The sequence below is a fragment of the Scytonema millei VB511283 genome, assembly GCF_000817735.3.
GTDB classification, from domain to species: Bacteria; Cyanobacteriota; Cyanobacteriia; order Cyanobacteriales; family Chroococcidiopsidaceae; genus Chroococcidiopsis; species Chroococcidiopsis millei_B.
Genome location: NZ_JTJC03000004.1, coordinates 261,885 through 281,154, shown reverse-complemented (window position 1 = coordinate 281,154; position 19,270 = coordinate 261,885). Strand labels below are relative to the sequence as shown.

The window sequence follows — 19,270 nt, the reverse complement described above, 5'->3', positions numbered from 1 at the left end:
ATTTTGAATGAGGGTTAATTTTCCACTTCGAGCGCAGTCTTCCTCGTCAACAGCATCACGCGATCGCCGTGCGGCGATCCTTCCGCTCTTGCCAGTTCCAGCCTGCTATACCCATCACAGTCCACCAGTAAAAGTAAAAAGCCGTACCGCTCCAAACGTTATCTGTTGCCATCCCCAAGGAAGTTGCAATCAGTAGAGCGAGCAAACTCCAGCAAAAATTCCAGCGATCGCTACCTTTGGGGGCTTGTCGCAGTAGTTGGAGCAGGCGGATCGCCTGTGCCACCAAGAGTGACACAAATGTCACTAAGCCGACAATACCTCCTTCTACTAAAGCGCGAATGTAGTCATTGTGCGGTACTAAATTATACGGACTCAAGTAAACGCCCGTACCTAGTCCGTAGCCAAACCAAGGTTCGTACAGCCATGCGCGTAAGAGATAATACCACTGGGCAATCCGCCAGTTAAAACTGTTGTAGTCGGAAAAGGACATGACGATCGCCCGCGAAACGTCGATATCTGGGTTCAGCAGCGGTGTATTGGCAATTCCATCCAGGCGGCTGCGTCCGTAATCCGTACTGGCAAATAGAACTACAACCAACAGCAGTAACATGATGCCACCAAGGGCGTTATAAAATTTCAATCTGGGGGCGATCGCAATTCCGAGAGCAGTCATAAGCATGACTAAACCAAAAATTGCCCCAGTACCGACGTAGAGATTTGCCATTAAAAATAAGAGAATCAACCACATCCAGCGCGGTTTGTTTCCCCGCAACAGTTGCCAGAAAGCCAAACAAATAAAAAGTAGTAAATAAAGTACGAAATTATTCGGATGGGCAAACGTGCTGTTGATCCGCGTGCCTGAGACAACCTCTGCTGGTACGAACTGACTGACAACCTCTGGCTTTTTCAGCGCCAGGATAGATGGTAGCAAGAAATTGGCATATTTCTGCAACATGCCGACAATTATCGGCGGAATTAACGAAAAAAAGAGCAGTGCGATAATCTTTTGCGGCGCGACTCGATCTTTCATCTGCATGACTAATAGATAGACCATTGCCCAAGAGAATAAGCGCGTCCACTCTCTGACGTTATCGACTAGATAGGGTGAGGCATCCAGTCCCAAGCCTCCCAAGATGCACAGTACGGGCCACAAACCTTGCAGCATCACCCACGCCAACAAAAACCACCAAAACCAATCTGTATGTATGGTGCGTCGTTCTAAAAACGCAGCGGCGACATAGAGTAATGTTAAAGCCGCTAGTCCTAGCGCAAATAATGCCGGGATTTGCTGCGCCGAGAAGATGTCTAGCGAACTGCGAAGAATTAACAGGGCGATCGCCGTGCGTTCAAAATCAGCAAAGAAGTTGATAATAATCGCAAAAGCAACCACCCCAGCAAATAGATAAACAGGCTGAGCAGCTACCAGGATGCCCGCAGCTAGCCCTACCAAAACACCCGCCACTCCGATCCAAAAAGAGACCTGTGAAGCAGGCAGGTAGCTAGTGGCTAACCTTTTCATTTCATTTCTTACGTTCATAACACCTGGTTTTAGCAGCTCGTTCTAGGAAACATTGGTCAGAGTCTTGTAGCTTTGGAAAGCATAACGGTAGTACTTATCGATTTGAGGATCGATTCCGTTGACGGCTACTCCCAAGATCTCGACTCGTTTCGCTCTCAGTTCTGCGACTGCTTGCGTGAAAATATCCCTTTGAGTAAAACTCGGACGGGCAACTAGAAGCAGTTTTTCGCCGTTGCCGCACAAGCTCACGGCATCGATACAACTCGTCACGGGGGGAGTGTCAATGACGATCAGGTCGTATTGAGTCGCAGCAGCGGCGATAACTTGCTGAATCTGCCTAGATTCAAATAATTCCGAAGGATGGCTGCGCGGTCTGCCGCTGCATAAAACTTTTAATTTGTCAATACCTGTAGTTTGAACGGCTTCTGCCAAAGCTAGCTTACCCTGCGCCACTTCTGCAAGACCTGGTTTGGCAGCAAGTTTAAATAGTTTGTGTTGTGTCGGACAACGCAAGTCAGCATCAATGAGTAAGGTGCGGCGCGATAGGGTGGCGGCGACTGCGGCAAGGTAGGAAGACACTAAAGATTTGCCTTCACCAGACAGAGCGCTACTGACGACGATAACTTTAATATCCTCGTTGGCAGCAAATTCTGAGGATCTCAGCAGGCTGCGATAGGATTCTAGAATCGCTGGCTCTTGCATCAAAGCATCAGCGTATTCTTTGCCCCTGACTTCTGGTGAGATGACAGGCAGCACCCCTATGATGGGAACTTCGACTAGGCTACCTGCTTCTGTAGCGTTGCGTAGCGTGCCGTCGAGTCCTTCTTGTAACAGCACAGTCCCGAGGGCTAGCGTACCTCCAGCGACAGCGGCAAGCACTAACACGATCGCGGGATTGGGCCAAGTCGGTAATCTGGGCGGTTCGGCAAGGTCAACCGGACGCAGGTTGCTGACTTTTTGCGCTTCGGCAATCCGTGCTTCTTCTAACTTGCGCTGCAAAAACTCTAGGGAGGTTACTGCTTCTTGGCGTTGCCGTACCAAGGCAGCTAATCCTTGTTCGCGGATCGGCAGTTGGTTCAGGCGTTCTTGAAGGGTAGCGCGATCGCGCCGAATTGCTGCGAGTCTACCTTCTAATGCTGAAGCCTCGACTTCTCCAGTAATGAGTTGCGTGGCAAGATCTTGGCTTAATTTATCAGTAGCGGCGTTGGGAGCGCTAGCGGCTGGGTTGCCAGTCTCGTTACCGATTTTTTGCTGATAGAGGGCGCGGGCTGCATCCCGTTCTTCAATTAAATTCAGCAGTGGTGGGCTGTCGGCTTTATATTTCGATTGGGCGCTGGCGACCTTTGCTTCCAACTCTACCAATTGCGTGCGTAGTGCTTGCAATTGCTCGTTTTGCCCGCTGCGAACGGTGGCGTAGGTATTTTTTAAGGTGCTGCTATCTGTCACCTGTTCTAGGGAGCTATTGCGTGCTTTGACTTCTTGCAGTTGGGCAAGCGTAGTGCGTTCCTGTTCTTCTATCTGGGCTAAACTTTCGACGATACTCGTAGTCTGGGCATTGTCCCGTCCTTGGTCGTCGGCGATCGAGACAATTCCCTGAGACTGCTTGTACTGCGATAGCGTGGCTTCTACTTGGGCAAGTTGGGCGCGTTTTTTCGGAACTTCCACAGCTAAAAATTGGCGTGCCGAGCCAGCCTCGCGCCGAATCACTGCCGTATCCTCGTTAATCATGGCTTCTGTTAAAGCATTGAGCAGTTTAGCCGCGATTAAGGGGTCTTTGTTGCTGTATTTAATTTCCAGGATGCTCGTCGCCGGGACGGTTTTAACTTTTAACTGCTTTCTGAGTTCTTCTACCGTTGGTGGTTCTGCGTTACTATTGCGGTTATTTGCCGTATACGCTTCGTAAATTGCCTGACGTAAAACCTTTTGGGACAGGGCGAGTTCCGCTTGGGTAGCGACTGGGTTGGAGTCCAGTCGGGCTGATTCTTGAGTCAAATCGCGTCCTGTTTCCCCAGCTAGGCTCAATTGTTTGCCATCAAGCATGAGCCGCGCTTCTGCTTCGTAAGTCCTGGGGGCAAATATCAGATAGACCAGCGCACCGAGCATCACTGAGATGAAGGTGGCTAAAGCGGGCAAGCGCCGCCGATAAAAAATTGTCGGTAAAAGCGCATATTTCTGTTCCATCACAACACCTTCATCTATCAGCCTGTTGGTTAACGTGTTTAGCGACTTATTTTTTCTGAAGCTTGAACGGGAGGGGTAGTAGCCAGTTGCTTGGCGACAGTGGGGCGGATTGTTGTTGTCTGATAAAGTGTTTTGTACACGTTCAGAGTTTCAGTAGTAATATCATCCCAGTTATGGTGCTGTTGAACGTATTTTTGCGCTCGATTTGCCATTGCAGCCAGTGCTTCGGGATTGGCGATCGCTCGCTCTAAAGTCTGGGTGCAATCTGTTACGTCGCCAGCCCCAAACAGCAATCCCCGATCTTGAGCAACTAATTGCTGGTGGGCGGGAATATCGCTGGCGACAACTGGTACGCCTTCTTGCATGGCTTCTAGCATGGCTAGGGGTAGTCCTTCCAAATCGGAAGGGAGAGTAAAACATCCCGCACCACGCACGATTTCTGCTAGTTTTTGCCCCCGGAGTTCTCCTGTAAAGACAATGTTAGGGTTGCTATTAGCGAGTTCTGATAACTCTGTGGCAAAGGCATTAGTATCGCTCGTTCCGCCGACGAGAACGAGTTTCCAGTCACGCGGCTTTAGCTTTTGGAAAGCTTGAATCAGCAAGTCTGGACGCTTTTCCGGTACGAGTCTGCCGACATAGGTAATATATTTGCCTGGAGTCAGTCCTAAGGAAGTACCGTAGGCAAAACTACCATCTGTAGGAGCGTATCTGGCGGGTCCGTTGGGGATGTAAACCGTGTCGCGATTGTATGTCTGTTTGAAATAGGTGCGCAGTTCGTCAGAGACGACGACAATTCCATCTGCAAATCGTGCTGCGGCTCGTTCACCTGCATATAGTATGCGGCTGGAGATTTTACCCCACTTTGCCCGCTGCCAGTCTAAGCCCTGGCAGGTGACAACGACTTTGGCAGTGGAGGCAAATTTCGGCAACCAGCTAAATACCGAAGGTCCAAGGGCGTGGAAATGAATGATGTCGTATTGATTACCGCTTGCCGCGATCGTCCCTAGTAGGGAAGTGAAAAAGGCATCTGCTCCTCTTAGCTGCAAACAGGGCAAGGAAATGACTCTCACCCCTTTATATTTATACTGTTCCAGCCAGGAAGAATTTAGATAAGAGGAGCGGGCAAACAGGTCTACGGAATGATTGCGTTCCACCATACGGGGATACATTTCCTGGCAGTAATGTTCAATACCACCCTGGTTGGCGGGCAATCCTTTAGCACCAATAACGGCTATTCTCATGCAAAGTGTGTCTGTTAAATCTACGTGTGTTTGGGTATAAAGCCAGTCGTCTCTAGATTGGCTTAGAAGACTGCTGGCTTGCTGAATTCAATTTGTCGATCTTTTTTGTCCTGACTCGTTCCAATTAGCGGTTGTTGAATCTTGAGCTTTCCCTGAGAAACTATGGGCGAGGCAAATTTTGTTGGCTAGTATAAGAGTGGACTCCTACGTTCACGTGTGTTTGGGAGCCTAGCGGTCTTTAGATTGGCATCGGAGACCGCTTCTTTTGCCACAGGTGCAGCAAGTTGATTCGGGTCGCATCTTATCCCTGTCATACTTCCTCATTTATAGGTTTACCACCTAGACATAACTTGTAGACACACCAGATGCTAGCTGACGCTGTTCCCAGCGCACCCACATGTTTTGATACACATCCCTGACAATTTGACGCACCCCGTATGGTGCAGCCGCCTGCACGCAAGCTTCGATCGTATAATTTGTATCTCGTAAAAGGATCTGACTTATGGCAGAGGCGATCGCTTCTGGCGTACGCTCTTGACAGACGATACCGCTACCTGCATTCAGTAATTTAGGTGTTTCTCCACAATCTGTAGTGACTACTGGCGTACCGCAAGCTAAAGCTTCTAATGCCACTAGCGGCAAGCCTTCGTAAGCACTCGTTAACACAAAGGTGCTACAAACTTGTTGTAGCTTTGCGAGTTGAGTTGGTGGAACCGCGCCTAACAGAGTCACTTGCTGAGATAAATCTAATTGAGCAATCTCTGCTTTTACCGTCTCAGCTAGTTCTCCCGCACCAGCAATTAAGAGGTGAACGTTTGGCTGTTGCATAGCAAACAGCGATCGCACCAGCAAGACGGGATCTTTTTGTGGATGCAAGCGTCCGGCAAACAACAAAAAGCGAGTATCGTCAGAGACTCCCATTCGCGCTGCTAACGCGCGTCTTCCTTCCTCTCGTTGCTCGGGAGAAAGCGGATAAAATACTCCATTATCTACCGGATTTTTGATGTATTTGATTCTTTCGCTTAATTTAGCATAACGCTGTTGATAAAGCTTGACTGATTCCGTATTACACGATAAGATTTCGGCGAATTGCTTTATTAATAGTCCTTCTAGCGCAAAATAGCCTGCGGGAAAATATCGCCATAAAATTGCCTTCTTGTTATCCTTGGCAGTCATTTGCTGGCGAATATCGTTGTGAATAAAAAGAGTCTTATCCCCCTGCCAATTCAGAGAGGCTAGCGTTGGTTCGATTCGATGAAAGTGCATAAAATCTGAGGCGAAGTTATGCTGCGATAACGCTACGGTGTATTTTACCGTGGTCGGCAGCAAGCCTCTAACATCATCATTATCTACGGTAAGCAGAGGGAAAAACTGGATTGCTTTTCCCTCCAACTCTGCTTCTTGCCACTTTCGAGCAGAGAAATTAGCTCGATCTGAAGTTCCTACAACTCTGACATCAAACTCGCTAGCAGCATATTTGATAAAGTATCGAATGACTGTTTGAATGCCTCCTATGCTGGGAAACCAGGGATTAAACTGATAAAAAATGGTTAAAACTGGTTTTCGCATTCTGGTTTGCTTCAAAAGCTGAATTTTTCGTCTATTTTACTTGGCGTTATAAAATTTATACTAATTTAATACATTAGGTCAAGTTAATAACGTCACCTACTCGATCGGCACTCGTTATTTTTCGCTCTGCTGCAATCTCTCTGCCATGTCTTTTGCCTGACGTTTAACTTGGCTGCTACGAAACATGACAGAATTTTGCAGGTTTCTCAGCCTAAATGAGCTTTAACAGCAACAGATAGTCTAGTCTTTGCCAGCGAGCGATCTTTTCTGGAAACAGGGTATTTAACAGTTTTGGGATTACGTGCTTGCGTGTTTGAGAGCGAACAGAATGAAGACTGAAATTAACAATATTTTTAGCTCACGTAGATTTATACTAGATTTGCCGTACCAGAAGCAATCCATTATTGATTAATATTTTTAAACTGAGAGCCGCTACTACTGGCAAAAGTACTTGTTTAGCTTATGTTTAACTAGAAATGGATGGGCTGCATTAAATAATCTGAATTGAGTGACAAACTAGCAAAAGCAAGTCTAATCACCTTTGAAGTGGCTCCATTGCCCAGTTAGGTCGTTAAGATAGAAAACTGGTTTTAGCATGTGCTAACTCTTTTGAGTTGAGTGACATCATATGCCCTCTACTAGAAAGTTTCCGCGTCCGTTTCCCTGGTTAGCGATCGCTATGGTTGCAGTGTTTGCATTCAGCGCTAGCTTGCGGTTTTGGCAATTGAGTCGATTCAATACACTCGTCTTCGATGAAGTGTATTATGCAAAATTTGCGAACAATTATTTGACGCAGACGCAATTTTTTAACGCCCATCCACCACTGAGTCAATACATTATCGCGATCGCAATGTGGTTGGGCAGTCACATGCCGATCGACCGAGATATAGCGAACGGACTGACGGGTTCTTTGCATTCTCCTTGGAGTTATCGCTGGCTGAATGCTTTAACAGGCTCGTTCGTGCCGCTAGTCGTCGGGGGCATTGCTTATCAATTGAGCGATCGCCGCAGTTATGCTGTAATTGCAGCTATCTTCGCCGCTGCGGATGGGTTATTCCTAGTTGAATCTCGCTACGCTCTGAACAATATATATTTAGTCATCTTCGGGCTACTGGGGCATTGGTTTTTGTTGATAGCATTGAAAGCCCCTAAAAAAAAGCGCTACTTGTGGCTTACTCTAGCTGGAACAGGTTTCGGTGCATCAGCAGCAATTAAATGGAACGGCTTAGGCTTCTTATTAGGAGCATATTTGTGTTGGATCGTAGCTTGGATTGTCAAACGGACAAGGGAGACAAGGAAGCAGAGGAGTAACAATCAACAATTAACAATCAACAATCAACTACCAACTACCAACTACCAACTACCAACTCTCATAGAAATAGCCTTTTACCTGGGAGTAATCCCCGTTGCCATCTACAGTATCAGTTGGATTCCTCACCTCATGCTCAATCCCACACCTAACTTTTGGGAAATGCAGCGCGAGATCTTGTTTTATCACCAACGCATCGGTAGTGGTGCAGACGTGCATCCATATTGTTCTCGCTGGTACACCTGGTTGTTAATGTTGCGTCCGGTTGCCTATTTTTACAAAACTACTATTTCTCTTGACGAATCAGTACCAGTCGTCGGACCATCCATACCAGAAGCGAGTGCAAAAGTAATCTACGACGTACACGCAATGGGAAATCCGATCTTGTGGTGGTTCTCCGCTGTTGCAATTTTGTATGCTGTTTGGGTAGTCGCTAAAAGCGCGATCGCTTCGTTTGGCTTGGCTAAGGTATTTGTAACTGGTAATTCTTCTCAAGCTCAAAATAGACTTCAAAATACTGGAATTCAAAATATTGGGATCTATTTGTACTTTGCTCTAAATTGGTTAGCAAATTTATTACCGTGGATGCGGGTGACGCGCTGCACGTTTTTGTACCACTACATGGGTGCTTCGGTGTTTGCTACACTAGCCTTGGCTTGGATCGTCGATCGATGGTTGCGCAGTTACCACAGAAACCTACGGCTGTTAGGCATAACGGCAATATTTCTGATTCTTCTGGCTTTTGTCTTCTGGCTGCCGCTTTATTTAGGTCTACCGCTGTCTCCTGAAAGTTATCGCTGGCGGATGTGGTTGCCTTCTTGGGTTTAACTTTGTTTGGAGAATAAAACCCGATACACGGGTTCCCCACGCGATAGAGTAGACTTTTCTCTTTCCGTAGCCACGGGTAAGGGACTTTCTGGCAACCATTCTCGATTTTGGATCTGAAATGCAGTATGGGCAAGAAAGCGATCGCGCATTTCTACTGCGATCGCTTCAACATCTGATTGTAAAAATACGATTCCCCCAGGAATGAGATATTTGGCGATTTCTTCTACCAGCTCCGGTTGTACGACTCGCCGTTTCGCATGGCGATTTTTAAACCAAGGATCGGGAAACTGAATCGTAACGCGCTGCAATACTCCTTCTGGTAAAGAACTGAGAATAGGTAACAGCGAATTATTCACATTACAAAATAAGTAATGCAGATTGGTCAATCCCAATTCATCCCGCCACTTATTTGCCTCTTCTACTAACGGTTCCCGAATTTCCAGTCCGAGAAAATTCCAACTAGACTCTAGCTGCGCCATCTTTAACACAAAACGTCCTTTACCGCAACCAATATCTAGGTGCAGAGGCTGACCGTGCAAAGCAAATATTTTATCCCACTCTGGCGGACTGACCGGAGTTTGATACTTGTTAGCTAAAGGATTGACGTGTTGACGAACGCGAATAACCACGAAATTAGGGAGTCGGGAGTAGGAAGTAGGGAAAGAATAAGGGGACAAGCAGACAAGGGGGACCAGGAAGATTTAATTCCAAATTTCCCTCACTCCTCGCCCCTCGCTCCTCATCCCTACCCCTTACCCCTACATATAGCAAAAACAGAGGTATACCCGTGCAGAAAGGTACTATTGCCCACAGGACCGATTTCACCGTTGCAGAAAAAGCCACCCAAGGGCAGACCTGGTAAATATTGGCGGAATAACTGGGAATCGAAATTGGCTTTACCATAGAGTCCTTCACCTCTGCCTAGACAGGAGAACATCAACGCTCCAGCCGCAGCAGGAGAAGATTGAGTCTGAATTTGATAGCGTTGCAACAAATATTCTAAATCTTCCGCTGAGGTATTGGCATCGCGTAGATGAAACTGAATGCGCTGTCCTGGACGAATGCGATCGCCGATCGCAATTGCGCCAAACTTCGGGTCTACTCCTAGTAAGTTACGGATGAGAAAGTCTCCCTGTTCTAAATCTTGCTTGAATTCGTCCCGCGCTACACCAATAAATAAAGAATTTTGCGCCAACTCGCGATCGTCTTCGCTCAAACCTTCCAATATATCTCGCAACACCGTCAAGGGGGGTTGAGCTTCTAGTTCTAAGACGATATTGCGATCGCAAGCACCAATCTGATAAGGTTTGCCAATCGGACGACAACCTTGCGCCACAATAGTTTCTAACACGACATTTCCGCTTAAAGCAACACCGACTGCCCCTTCGCGGTAGACTTTCTCGTTGAAAAACAAATTGATTCGTCCACCCATCTGACTGCTGCTAGCAAGTCCGCCAACAGTCACCGAACCAGGATAAGCAAAGTCTAATCCAGCCAGTAAATCGTTGATTTGAGATGAAAATGGCTCGGCGAGCAAAATAAATTGCGGTGTAGGAGATGCAGGAACGCCCAAAAGCTCCTCCCAGGTATTGGGAGGGCTATCTAAGTCAGGCAGTTCCTCTGAAACGATATGAAATGGAGTGACTTGCACGCCAGGAAGATGTGCTAACGTCAAGCTCAGAGCTGGTAAATCTTCTGTTTCTTGGGTCTGTTTTTGCCGATCCATCCCAATAATTCCACCACCGCTACAGCCAATTAGCACTGGGATGGATATGCGTTCTTTCAGCAAAGGTAGCAGGCGGGGATATTCGCTGGTAAAAGCCGACGAAATAAAGACTATACCTAGATCTATTGGTGCTTGTAAAGCAGAAGTTGCCACTTCCACAACTTCCGCCACCGCAGCCTCTAAAGAAGGGCGAGTTGATAGGGCGTTTGCCCACTGCATTTTATCTGCCATGAGTTCTACCATCCCTTCTCAATCTAGATTTATGCATCATTTCATCTAATTAATTATGGCAATCGATCTTCCTTACAAGCATCTTACTTCAGTTATCAGTTGTCAGTTGTCAGTGACCAGTTATCAGTGACCAGTGAAGAAAGGGTGTGGGGTGTGGTGCCTCTACCTACTTGTTTCCGTAGGGACGCGGATAGGGTTTAAGCAGGTTTTTTGCCTGGTAGATGTGAAAAGTATCTATAGTTGCTCCGCCACGCTTGATGGGTACAGTGCCAATCTTTTCAATTGATTGGAAGTAGAGATTGTAGCGATCGAGAAATTTTTGGTCTTGGACGAAAAGATTGTTAGTTACGTACAAAGCATCTTTGCCAATCCATTCATCGGGTTTTGACCAAAATGCAAAACCCCTCAAATCGCGATCGAAGGTTGTTATCGGTGTTGACGCAAGAGGAGCCAAAGCCATCCCTATTTGTCCGGCGAGATAATAGCGATTGGTAAACACAAAGCTAGAATTTTGTAAAGCAGAGCGCAGAACTGGCGATGTGGCAAATCCCTGTCTCAACTGCTGAACGTCGAATATTTGGATCGAAGGATCGTCCTCTGGAGGGACAAATCCGCCAAATAGAGCATACTGACTTGGTTTTTGTAGGGTTCCAGTTGTTACGTGCAGTAATGCAAAAAGCAAGAGGCTGCTAAGTGTAATTCCCGTTCCCCACAGCCAGCGACGTACCCAGCGAGGATGGGCGATTTTCCAGGCTGTTGCTGCTTGCCCTAACAACAAAGTCGCTCCCCAAAATCCAGGTGTAGCCCAAGTTGGTAAAATTTGTTTGTATCCTCCTAACCAAGTAAAACCGAAGATTAGAGGTAAAGAAACCCAGAGAATTAGTATTTCGCGATCGCTACCAGTCACTGTTCCCTGTTCCCTGTTTCCCATTCCCTTAAACTGCGATCGAGATAACCTTGCAGTCAAGTTTCTAAAAAATGTCTTTAAGCTAACCCACCACAAAGGAAGTCCTAATGTGGGAAATAAATAGCCAATTCCAGATAAGAAAGTTACGAATAAATCTAAAAAATTGTATCCTCCCGAGGGAATTCCCCGCCGCGATTGAAAGCGAAAAGAGACCCATTCATGCTGGCTATTCCAAATTAATACGGGAGAAATTGCCAAGCAAAATAAGCTTAGTCCGAGCAGAGTCCAAGGAGAATACAAGGCAGAACGATAACGGGAACGAGTCAGACAAAAGCCAACTAACCCCAGCCCTAAAAGAAAACCGTGATATTTTCCCAAGCAAGCTAAACCAACTAGTAAGCTCAGGATTGCCAAGCGATAGCTGGGTTGGTATCTTTTGGGGCGCTCTTTTTCTTGTTTTTTAGGAAAAAATTCCCAGCTAGCGCAGTATAGACTAGCCGTCCAAAAAAAGATTAAAGGACTATCAGGTAAAGTTAAAACACCAAAACCAATTTGAAAAATCGGAACGAGGGTGGCGATCGCGAGGGCAAATATTCCGGCTGAAGGCGAAAATAATCTCGCACCACTTAAATATAGTAAAAATAGAGAACCTGTATGTAAAATTAACGTTCCTAACCGAATCGTAAATTGAGAAACTTCCCCTGTTAACCAACAACCAAAACCAGTCAAAAGTGCCACTAAAGGCGGATGATCGAAATAGCTTAAATCTAAATTTAGCGTGTAGAGAAAGTAATAAGCTTCGTCAAAACCAGGATAAAGCAAAATCGCAATGATTATCCTAAATATCAGTCCTCCAATTAATAAAGCGGCTACTTTTTGGTCATTTGTCATTTATCATTTATCATTTATCAGTTATCAGTTATCAGTTATCAGTTATCAGTTATCATCAGCAATTAGCAATTAGCAATTAGCAATTAGCAATCACCTAACTCGCAGCAATTGATAGATTCCAGCCTGACTAATTGGTTCGGATTGCTGGGGTGTCAACCCCGTTTTTGATAAAGCTTTAATGGGGGCAATTAATAATACTGACTTTGTATCCGACTGTCGATCGCTTAGTATTTGCCGAATCTTGCGCGAAGTCCGGGACGGTCGCAGGACGTATGTAACGGGGTTTTGGGTATAAAAGACTAAACTGGGTTTGGGAAATCCCTTAGACAGCATAACTAATTCTTCCCCGGGCTGGCGAACTTGGGTAACAGCTTGGGCTAACTGACGTAGGGGAAGTTGTCGTTCGAGATCGACTAAATGAGAGAAGGGGAATGCTACGACAATCAAAAAGGCAACAAATCCAATTAAGTTAACTCCCCAGAGGCGATGATGCTGGCGTTTGAGTACCAAAATTAAACAGGCGATCGCGCTGCTTAACCAAATCGCCGCCCCCATAATTGGTAAAGTCGCCTGTTGTATGCGTGCGCCAATATTAGGCATAGAAGGATCGTCTTCTAGCCAGTTAGGGCTGTAATAGCAGGCAAATGCCAGGACAATTAAGAAGATTAGGTTAGCAACGCAACTGAGTTTAAAACCCCACCCAGGACGGCGAAAACTTTGCGTTTGAGCAATGCGATCGCTCCACCATAAAGCCACAATAATGCTAGCCGCAGGCATCAACGGCAAGGTATAGCTGAAATATTTCGTTGCCGCAATGGTAAAAAAGCCCAAGACTCCCACAAACCAGAATACGGCAAACAAGCCGAGATGGTGCGATCGCGGTCGATCTTGCCAGTGTTGGCGCTGTAAAGGCTGAATGCGGGCGATCGCCACTGGTAGATAAATTGACCAAGGAGCAAACCCTAATAAAACAACAATCAAGTGGAAATACCAAGGTCCCTGGTGTTCGTTGACGACGCTGGTAAACCGCTCAAAATTGTGAACGCCAAAGAACGAATCAATATAAGCTTCGCCATTTGCCAGCGTGACGAGAATATACCAAGGTACGGTAATAGCTAATACTAGCGCCATCCCGCGCAACCAATAAATTTCTCGCAAGACTTCTCTAACTTTTCCTAGATAAAGCAAAAAGCTGAAGATAATCAGTCCTGGCAAGACGATTCCCACTGGTCCCTTAGTTAAGACGGCTAGGGCAATCAGAATATAAAAAGTGAGATACCATCGCGATCGCACCTTTGGCATTTCTGTTTGAGCGTACCCCAGAAAAAAAGCAAACAGTCCGCCACCAAAACAAGCACTCAGCAACATATCCGAATAGCCTAAGCGTCCAAAGAAAAAAGTCAAAGGATGCAGGGCGAGCATAGTTGCCCCCAGACCCGCTGTCAGCCATAATTGACTTGGGCTAGAGAGCCGATTTTTCACTGGCAGAAACTCTTTTTTTGCCCTAGCTGCAATGCCATAACGCTTCAGAACGTAGAAGCAAAAACTGACCAGACACAATCCCGCGATCGCCGAAGGAAGTCGCGCCGCCCATTCGTTAACTCCTAAAGCGTGAAAGGCGATCGCGATCGACCAATATATCAGTGGTGGTTTATCAAATCGCGTCTCACCATTGAAATAGGGCGTGATCCAATCTCCCGTTACCGTCATTTGGCGGGCAGCTTCTACAAACAAAGGTTCTGTCTCGTCCAGCAGCCCATTGCTACCTAAGCGCCAGAAAAAAGCCATTCCTCCTAGCAGCAACAGCCAGATAATAGCCAATAGCCAAGCTAAGGCTATCCGATCCGATCTGTTTTGTAGCCAATGGTCGAGGCTGCGAGCCAAACTCAGTTTCATGCGATCGCGCGGTCAAACGACCCGTATGAGTGGTCGTGTTTAATTGTAGTAGGGAGTGGGGTGACAGTGACCAGTGACCAGTGACCAGTGACCAGTTATCAGTTATCAGTGAAGAAAGGGTGTGGGGTGTGGGGTGTGGGGTGTGGGGTGTAAGAATTTTGAATTTTGAATTGTTTTGCTTCCTCAGCTCTCTCAGCAACCTGGCGCTCCCTCAGCTCTCTTCCCCGACTCCCGACTCCTGTACGGGCGGGTTTTGACAGAAGATTTACTGTTTGGGTTATCGATCCATTTGCGAAACCCGCCCCTACGACTCCCGACTCCCGACTCCCGATTTAAGGCTGCAAAACTAACTGCCACTCAGAAGTTTTGCGATCTAAAATGGGTGCTGGTGTCTCGCCTACGACATATGGACCCCAATAACGACGCGATCCATCTTCAGCGAAGGCAACGATGATATCTCCTTTTTTCAGCTTGAGGTTGCCTTGAGGTAGGGATAAGATTAATCCTTGGCTGCTACCTTCCCCAGGTGCAAAGTCCCAATGGATGGGTTCGCTATATTTATCGTTATTATCTGTAGAACTCGTTCCAGGCTGTTTTGTTAGTAACGCTACGCGCAAAGGTTGCTCGCTTTGATTGCTAACGCGCAAAGCCCCAGGGACAGGTGCTGCGGTTGGTGCTTGTGGAGTTGACTGGGCTATAGTTGTACGTTCTACCGATCGCTCTGATGGCGTGGAGGCTGGTGGAACAGTGTCAGTACTGTTAGTTACATCAGTTTCAGATGGGGAATTTATCGCTGATTTCCCTGGCAAGACTGCTGTATCCGATCCCATTGGTTCGATGGTAATCGAGACTTGAAACCACAGCAGTAATATCCCTACCAATCCCAATACACCCAATACAGAAGCAATAATTACCGCAGGATAAGATACGGGAGATTTGGCGTTCATATTCTCTACAAATAAAGATAATTTTTGAAGTTAACGTGCGGTTTGGTGATTGAGCGGGATGCTATTTTTGGTAACTGGTTACTGTAAAACTGGTAACTGTTGCGATCGCCTCCCTATTACTATTGAAACAGGCTTAAAGCTGGTATGAAATACGACGAAAGAAATATTAGCTCAAATTTTGGTGTGTCATAGTTAGCAGCAACTTCAAAAAATGCAAAATACTCGAATTAACGGGCTTTTAGGGGCAATTGCGGCAGCAACGCAGCGATGGTTTTTCAATCCTTGGCGGCGCTTATCTTTATTAATAGTCAGCTTGCTATTCGGCTTTTTCCTCGGTTCGGCTTTTTCCACCATAGCCGGACAAGCGGCTGATTGGGATATCATCGGCGCTGGGGTTTTGGTTGCTGGCAGCGAAATTATCGATCGCATCTATTACAACCGTATCTGGCAAGCAAGGCGTGGGTTGTGGCTAGAAGCACTAAATGCGCTCAAAATTGGTTTAACTTATAGTTTGTTTCTAGAGGCGTTTAAGCTAGGGTCTTGAATCAGTTGTCAGTTATCAGTTGTCAGTTGTCAGTCAACCGTCTTCACACCGTCAACCGTTTACCGTCAACTACCAATGACCAATGATATATCGCAGCTTTTACGCTCTTTTTACCCAACTTTTGAGCATTTCTGTCAAACTACCCTTCACAAGCCAGCGCAGCAGTTAGAAGAGACGCTACGGCGTTTGTGGCTACCCTTGGCTATGCAGATAGCGTCCTACCGTCAGGCGCAGCCACGTACTTTAATTCAAGGCATTTTGGGCGGACAGGGGACGGGAAAGACGACCCTAGCTAAAATACTTAGTTTAATTTTAGAACATTTGGGTTACCGAACTCTGAGTTTATCTCTGGACGATTTGTACAAGACTTATAGCGATCGCCTAGCTTTACAACAGCAAGACCCGCGTTTCATTTGGCGGGGTCCACCAGGGACTCACGATGTTCAATTGGGATTGCAGGTTTTGGAGCGTTTGCGCCAATCCGATTTCGATTCACCTATCGAAATTCCTCGTTTTGATAAATCAGCTTGGCATGGTGCGGGCGATCGCGGTACACCTGAAATCGTGAATGGTGCTGATATCGTTCTATTTGAAGGTTGGTTTGTGGGAGTTCGACCGATCGATCCAGCTAGTTTTGACCATCCACCTCCACCAATTAATACTTTCGAGGATCGACAATTTGCTATCGATATGAATACTCGATTGCAAGAGTACTTACCTTTATGGGACAAACTAGACCGATTGATAATACTTTACCCAGTTGATTATCGCCTCAGCCAACAGTGGCGTAAAGATGCCGAGCATCAAATGATAGCCACAGGTAAAACAGGGATGACAGATTTACAAATCGAGCAATTTGTAGAATATTTTTGGAAAGCGCTCCACCCAGAATTATTTATTAAACCTCTAATTCAAGATTACCAGCGAGTAGATTTAGCGATCGAAATTAACCGCGATCGTTCTATTGGTAAAATTTATCGTCCTACCAGTCTCAATTAATTCAATGGTGCTAATTACTATGGACGAACAATTTATTATACAGCTACTTAGCAAATGCTGGTCGCCAGAATCGAGTTCTCTTTATACTGAAAAACATCCTGCAAAAGGACAATGTAGCGTAACTGCTCTTGTTATCCAAGATTGCTATGGTGGTCAATTACTTAAAACTAGAGTTGGTGAAAGCTGGCATTTCTATAACTACATAAACAGGATACGTTACGATCTCACAGCAGAGCAATTTGATTCGCCACTAGAGTATTTAGATTTAGCTGCAACTAGAGAAGAAGCTTTTGCGGATACAAATGCATCACAATACGATTATTTATCAAATGCATTTCAGCAGTATTTGAGAAAGCAGATATAGAAAAGAGAATAAACATATCGACTAAAAATCTCTTTGTGTCTTTACTTTGCGCCTCCGCGTCTTTGCCTGACACAAATCTTTTTACTTATCACCTTGAATCTGCCTCACCAGATCGTAAAAAGGCTGCCAATCATCCTCATGAGTAATCGCCTCCCAAACCGATTCTATAACTGGTCTTAGCAAAGCAACATGAGGATTAGCTTGTTGCAATCTCCGAGAAACATTATCCATCTCTTCCCGAGAAAGTTGACCTAAAACCTGATGATAAAGTTTCCGCCACTCATCCCAATAATCCAGCGGTAAAACATCTACCAAAAACAAAATAGAATTTACATCCTCGCGCCAACTAGGTGAAAAGCTTTCCGTTAATTGAATAAAGAATTGATGGTAAGAAATTTGAGTATCTTTAAGCAAACTCACCGTCAATTGCAACAGCCGATCCAATTCCGATGAATTTGTTGCAGCCAACCCCAACTTTTTCAGCATCAAACTTCTATAGGCGATCGCATAACATTCATCAAATTTTGCTAATCCAGTTTCCAAATCGTTTGCATCAATAACCGCTTTCAACGGCTTCTGAAGCATTGCCAAATTCCACTGACAAATATTTGGCTGTTGTCCGTAACAGTAACGCCTGGAATAGTCAAAATAAGCCGCAGTAAATAGCGGATCGTAGGTAGGAATGAAAGCATAGGGACCGTAATCAAAACTTTCACCCGTAATCGACATATTATCAGTATTCAAGACCCCATGACAAAACCCAGCCGCCATCCATTGAGCGGTTAATTCCGCCACTCGCTGGACTAGCTCGGCATAAAATAGGGCATAGGCATCAGATTTACCCCAAAGGTGCGGATAATAATATTCGATCGCGTGGTCTACAAGTTTCTTCATTAAATCTGCACGTTTGAGATAGTGCAAGCGTTCAAACGTACCAAAACGAATATGCGATCGGCTAAATCTTACCATTACCGAAGATCGCGTCGGGGAAGGTTCGTCACCGCGCCATAGTTGTTCCCCCGTCTCAACCAAACTAAAACAGCGAGAAGTCCGCACACCCATGTAATGCAAAGCCTCTGCTGCTAAAACTTCCCGCACCCCACCTTTAAGGGTTAACCTACCATCGCCGCCACGGGAATAGGGAGTTGTGCCAGAACCTTTCGTGCCAAAATCGTAGAGTTCGCCGTCTACGCCGCGCACTTGACCGTAGAGAAAACCCCTTCCATCACCTAAAAACGGATTGTACTCGCCAAACTGATAGCCGTGGTAACGGAGTGCTAGTAAAGGTTCTCGTCCTTGAAATTTACCAAAAGCCTCAATAAAGTCTGCATCCGTTACTGTTGCGGGATCTAGTCCAATTTGGGGTAATAGGCGATCGCTACGATACCGCAAAATATGCTGGGGAAATTCAGCGGCGCTAACCTCATCAAAATAATCGTCGCCTAGAGATTCTAAGGCAGGTTCGTAGTCGAGGGACAGAAAAGGATTGGGTCTATTCATCACCAGCAGGTCTAATTGGCTGTATAGTCTATTGTTGCATCCAGGCTTGTAGGTATTTCTTCCTTTTGTCCGATCTACACGCAGAGGTTAGATCGTATGATTGGTTAAAGAATATGGTTGTAGTTGCTTGTATTCATTGAAAAGTGACTGCCGTGTTCGTTTGCCGCAGGCAAGTAGAGCGAATGGTTAAACCAGATTGCTTTACAAAACGATCGCAGAATAAACCTTTGACAATCGCTTTTGACAATTACGAAGGTTTTCTATACTGAGAAGAGGAATACTGGACTACTTTATATCTATGAGCAACATCCAAGATCAAATCGAACAAGCAAGAGAGCAAGCCAGACAAGCTTGTGAAACCAGCGGTGAGGATTCTGCTGATTGCGCAGTAGCTTGGGACACAGTAGAAGAACTACAAGCTGAAGCTTCCCACAAGCGGCAAGTCAAGCCCAAATCTTCTCTAGAAAAATACTGTGACGACAACCCTGAAGCTGCTGAATGCCGCGTTTACGACGATTAAGGTTCGAGTTAACATTATCGAACATTAACTTAGATGGCAACAAGGATAAATTTTCTGTATCCTTTGTTGCTATTTTTCGTCAAATAATTGGCATTTAG

At 45.9% G+C, this 19,270-nt stretch carries 16 protein-coding genes; 6 read left to right on the top strand and 10 right to left on the bottom strand.

What is annotated here, in order from left to right:
- Positions 1-55 precede the first annotated feature (55 nt).
- From QH73_RS16300 to QH73_RS16285, 4 genes are all read right to left on the bottom strand, one after another.
- Positions 56-1,537: an O-antigen ligase family protein gene (locus QH73_RS16300; RefSeq protein ID WP_236147048.1), complete on the bottom strand. Its 1,482-nt coding sequence runs from the start codon at positions 1,535-1,537 to the stop codon at positions 56-58.
- Positions 1,538-1,561: 24 nt separating this feature from the next.
- The gene (locus tag QH73_RS16295; RefSeq protein ID WP_132867158.1) at positions 1,562-3,700 is read right to left on the bottom strand and encodes a GumC family protein; all 2,139 of its coding nucleotides are present in this window, start codon (positions 3,698-3,700) and stop codon (positions 1,562-1,564) included.
- Between the two features lie 38 nt (positions 3,701-3,738).
- Positions 3,739-4,941 (bottom strand): glycosyltransferase family 4 protein, encoded by a 1,203-nt coding sequence (locus QH73_RS16290; protein ID WP_039717123.1) that lies wholly within the window; start codon positions 4,939-4,941, stop codon positions 3,739-3,741.
- Between the two features lie 339 nt (positions 4,942-5,280).
- Complete coding sequence (locus QH73_RS16285; RefSeq protein ID WP_039717124.1) at positions 5,281-6,510, bottom strand: glycosyltransferase family 4 protein; 1,230 nt, start codon at positions 6,508-6,510, stop codon at positions 5,281-5,283.
- A 628-nt stretch (positions 6,511-7,138) separates the two neighbouring features.
- Here QH73_RS16285 and QH73_RS16280 point away from each other — a divergent pair.
- On the top strand, positions 7,139-8,647 hold the full coding sequence (locus QH73_RS16280) for a dolichyl-phosphate-mannose--protein mannosyltransferase (RefSeq protein WP_039717125.1): 1,509 nt from the start codon (positions 7,139-7,141) through the stop codon (positions 8,645-8,647).
- Here QH73_RS16280 and trmB read toward each other — a convergent pair.
- The 4 genes from trmB to QH73_RS16260 form a co-directional block, all read right to left on the bottom strand.
- Complete coding sequence (gene trmB, locus QH73_RS16275) at positions 8,644-9,276, bottom strand: tRNA (guanosine(46)-N7)-methyltransferase TrmB (RefSeq protein WP_039717126.1); 633 nt, start codon at positions 9,274-9,276, stop codon at positions 8,644-8,646. The two genes, QH73_RS16280 and trmB, sit on opposite strands and share 4 nt — an antisense overlap.
- A gap of 116 nt (positions 9,277-9,392) precedes the next feature.
- A complete protein-coding gene (locus QH73_RS16270) occupies positions 9,393-10,604 on the bottom strand; it encodes an FIST signal transduction protein (protein WP_039717773.1) in 1,212 nt (403 codons plus the stop codon).
- A 166-nt stretch (positions 10,605-10,770) separates the two neighbouring features.
- Positions 10,771-12,402 carry an ArnT family glycosyltransferase gene (locus QH73_RS16265; protein ID WP_039717127.1) on the bottom strand — a complete coding sequence of 544 codons (1,632 nt, stop codon included), beginning with the start codon at positions 12,400-12,402 and terminating at the stop codon, positions 10,771-10,773.
- 90 nt (positions 12,403-12,492) lie between these two features.
- Positions 12,493-14,298 carry an ArnT family glycosyltransferase gene (locus QH73_RS16260; protein ID WP_039717128.1) on the bottom strand — a complete coding sequence of 602 codons (1,806 nt, stop codon included), beginning with the start codon at positions 14,296-14,298 and terminating at the stop codon, positions 12,493-12,495.
- Between the two features lie 80 nt (positions 14,299-14,378).
- Here QH73_RS16260 and QH73_RS16255 point away from each other — a divergent pair, with 80 nt between their 5' ends.
- Positions 14,379-14,555: a hypothetical protein gene (locus tag QH73_RS16255; RefSeq protein WP_165587721.1), complete on the top strand. Its 177-nt coding sequence runs from the start codon at positions 14,379-14,381 to the stop codon at positions 14,553-14,555.
- Between the two features lie 75 nt (positions 14,556-14,630).
- On the opposite strand, the gene QH73_RS16250 is transcribed toward QH73_RS16255, so the two are convergent.
- A complete protein-coding gene (locus QH73_RS16250) occupies positions 14,631-15,245 on the bottom strand; it encodes a hypothetical protein (protein ID WP_039717129.1) in 615 nt (204 codons plus the stop codon).
- A gap of 211 nt (positions 15,246-15,456) precedes the next feature.
- On the opposite strand from QH73_RS16250, the gene QH73_RS16245 reads away from it, so the two are divergent.
- From QH73_RS16245 to QH73_RS16235, 3 genes are all read left to right on the top strand, one after another.
- Entirely contained in the window at positions 15,457-15,789 is a 333-nt protein-coding gene (locus QH73_RS16245) for a DUF565 domain-containing protein (protein ID WP_039717130.1), read from the top strand.
- 75 nt (positions 15,790-15,864) lie between these two features.
- A complete protein-coding gene (locus QH73_RS16240; RefSeq protein ID WP_039717131.1) occupies positions 15,865-16,788 on the top strand; it encodes a glycerate kinase in 924 nt (307 codons plus the stop codon).
- Positions 16,789-16,807: 19 nt separating this feature from the next.
- Positions 16,808-17,152 carry a YunG family protein gene (locus QH73_RS16235; protein WP_039717774.1) on the top strand — a complete coding sequence of 115 codons (345 nt, stop codon included), beginning with the start codon at positions 16,808-16,810 and terminating at the stop codon, positions 17,150-17,152.
- Between the two features lie 81 nt (positions 17,153-17,233).
- On the opposite strand, the gene QH73_RS16230 is transcribed toward QH73_RS16235, so the two are convergent.
- The gene (locus QH73_RS16230) at positions 17,234-18,652 is read right to left on the bottom strand and encodes a protein adenylyltransferase SelO (protein WP_039717132.1); all 1,419 of its coding nucleotides are present in this window, start codon (positions 18,650-18,652) and stop codon (positions 17,234-17,236) included.
- A 298-nt stretch (positions 18,653-18,950) separates the two neighbouring features.
- Here QH73_RS16230 and QH73_RS16225 point away from each other — a divergent pair, with 298 nt between their 5' ends.
- Complete coding sequence (locus QH73_RS16225) at positions 18,951-19,172, top strand: Calvin cycle protein CP12 (RefSeq protein ID WP_039717133.1); 222 nt, start codon at positions 18,951-18,953, stop codon at positions 19,170-19,172.
- The last annotated feature ends 98 nt before the right edge of the window (positions 19,173-19,270 follow it).

Bases quoted from the DNA above. Each gene is read 5' to 3' on its own strand.
- QH73_RS16225 (WP_039717133.1), top strand. From the start codon at position 18,951: ATGAGCAACATCCAAGATCAAATCGAACAAGCAAGAGAGCAAGCCAGA.
- QH73_RS16265 (WP_039717127.1), bottom strand. From the start codon at position 12,402: ATGACAAATGACCAAAAAGTAGCCGCTTTATTAATTGGAGGACTGATA.
- QH73_RS16250 (WP_039717129.1), bottom strand. From the start codon at position 15,245: ATGAACGCCAAATCTCCCGTATCTTATCCTGCGGTAATTATTGCTTCT.
- QH73_RS16230 (WP_039717132.1), bottom strand. From the start codon at position 18,652: ATGAATAGACCCAATCCTTTTCTGTCCCTCGACTACGAACCTGCCTTA.
- QH73_RS16240 (WP_039717131.1), top strand. From the start codon at position 15,865: ATGACCAATGATATATCGCAGCTTTTACGCTCTTTTTACCCAACTTTT.
- QH73_RS16290 (WP_039717123.1), bottom strand. From the start codon at position 4,941: ATGAGAATAGCCGTTATTGGTGCTAAAGGATTGCCCGCCAACCAGGGT.
- QH73_RS16295 (WP_132867158.1), bottom strand. From the start codon at position 3,700: ATGGAACAGAAATATGCGCTTTTACCGACAATTTTTTATCGGCGGCGC.
- QH73_RS16245 (WP_039717130.1), top strand. From the start codon at position 15,457: ATGCAAAATACTCGAATTAACGGGCTTTTAGGGGCAATTGCGGCAGCA.
- QH73_RS16235 (WP_039717774.1), top strand. From the start codon at position 16,808: ATGGACGAACAATTTATTATACAGCTACTTAGCAAATGCTGGTCGCCA.
- QH73_RS16285 (WP_039717124.1), bottom strand. From the start codon at position 6,510: ATGCGAAAACCAGTTTTAACCATTTTTTATCAGTTTAATCCCTGGTTT.
- QH73_RS16280 (WP_039717125.1), top strand. From the start codon at position 7,139: ATGCCCTCTACTAGAAAGTTTCCGCGTCCGTTTCCCTGGTTAGCGATC.
- QH73_RS16270 (WP_039717773.1), bottom strand. From the start codon at position 10,604: ATGGCAGATAAAATGCAGTGGGCAAACGCCCTATCAACTCGCCCTTCT.
- QH73_RS16260 (WP_039717128.1), bottom strand. From the start codon at position 14,298: ATGAAACTGAGTTTGGCTCGCAGCCTCGACCATTGGCTACAAAACAGA.
- QH73_RS16300 (WP_236147048.1), bottom strand. From the start codon at position 1,537: ATGAACGTAAGAAATGAAATGAAAAGGTTAGCCACTAGCTACCTGCCT.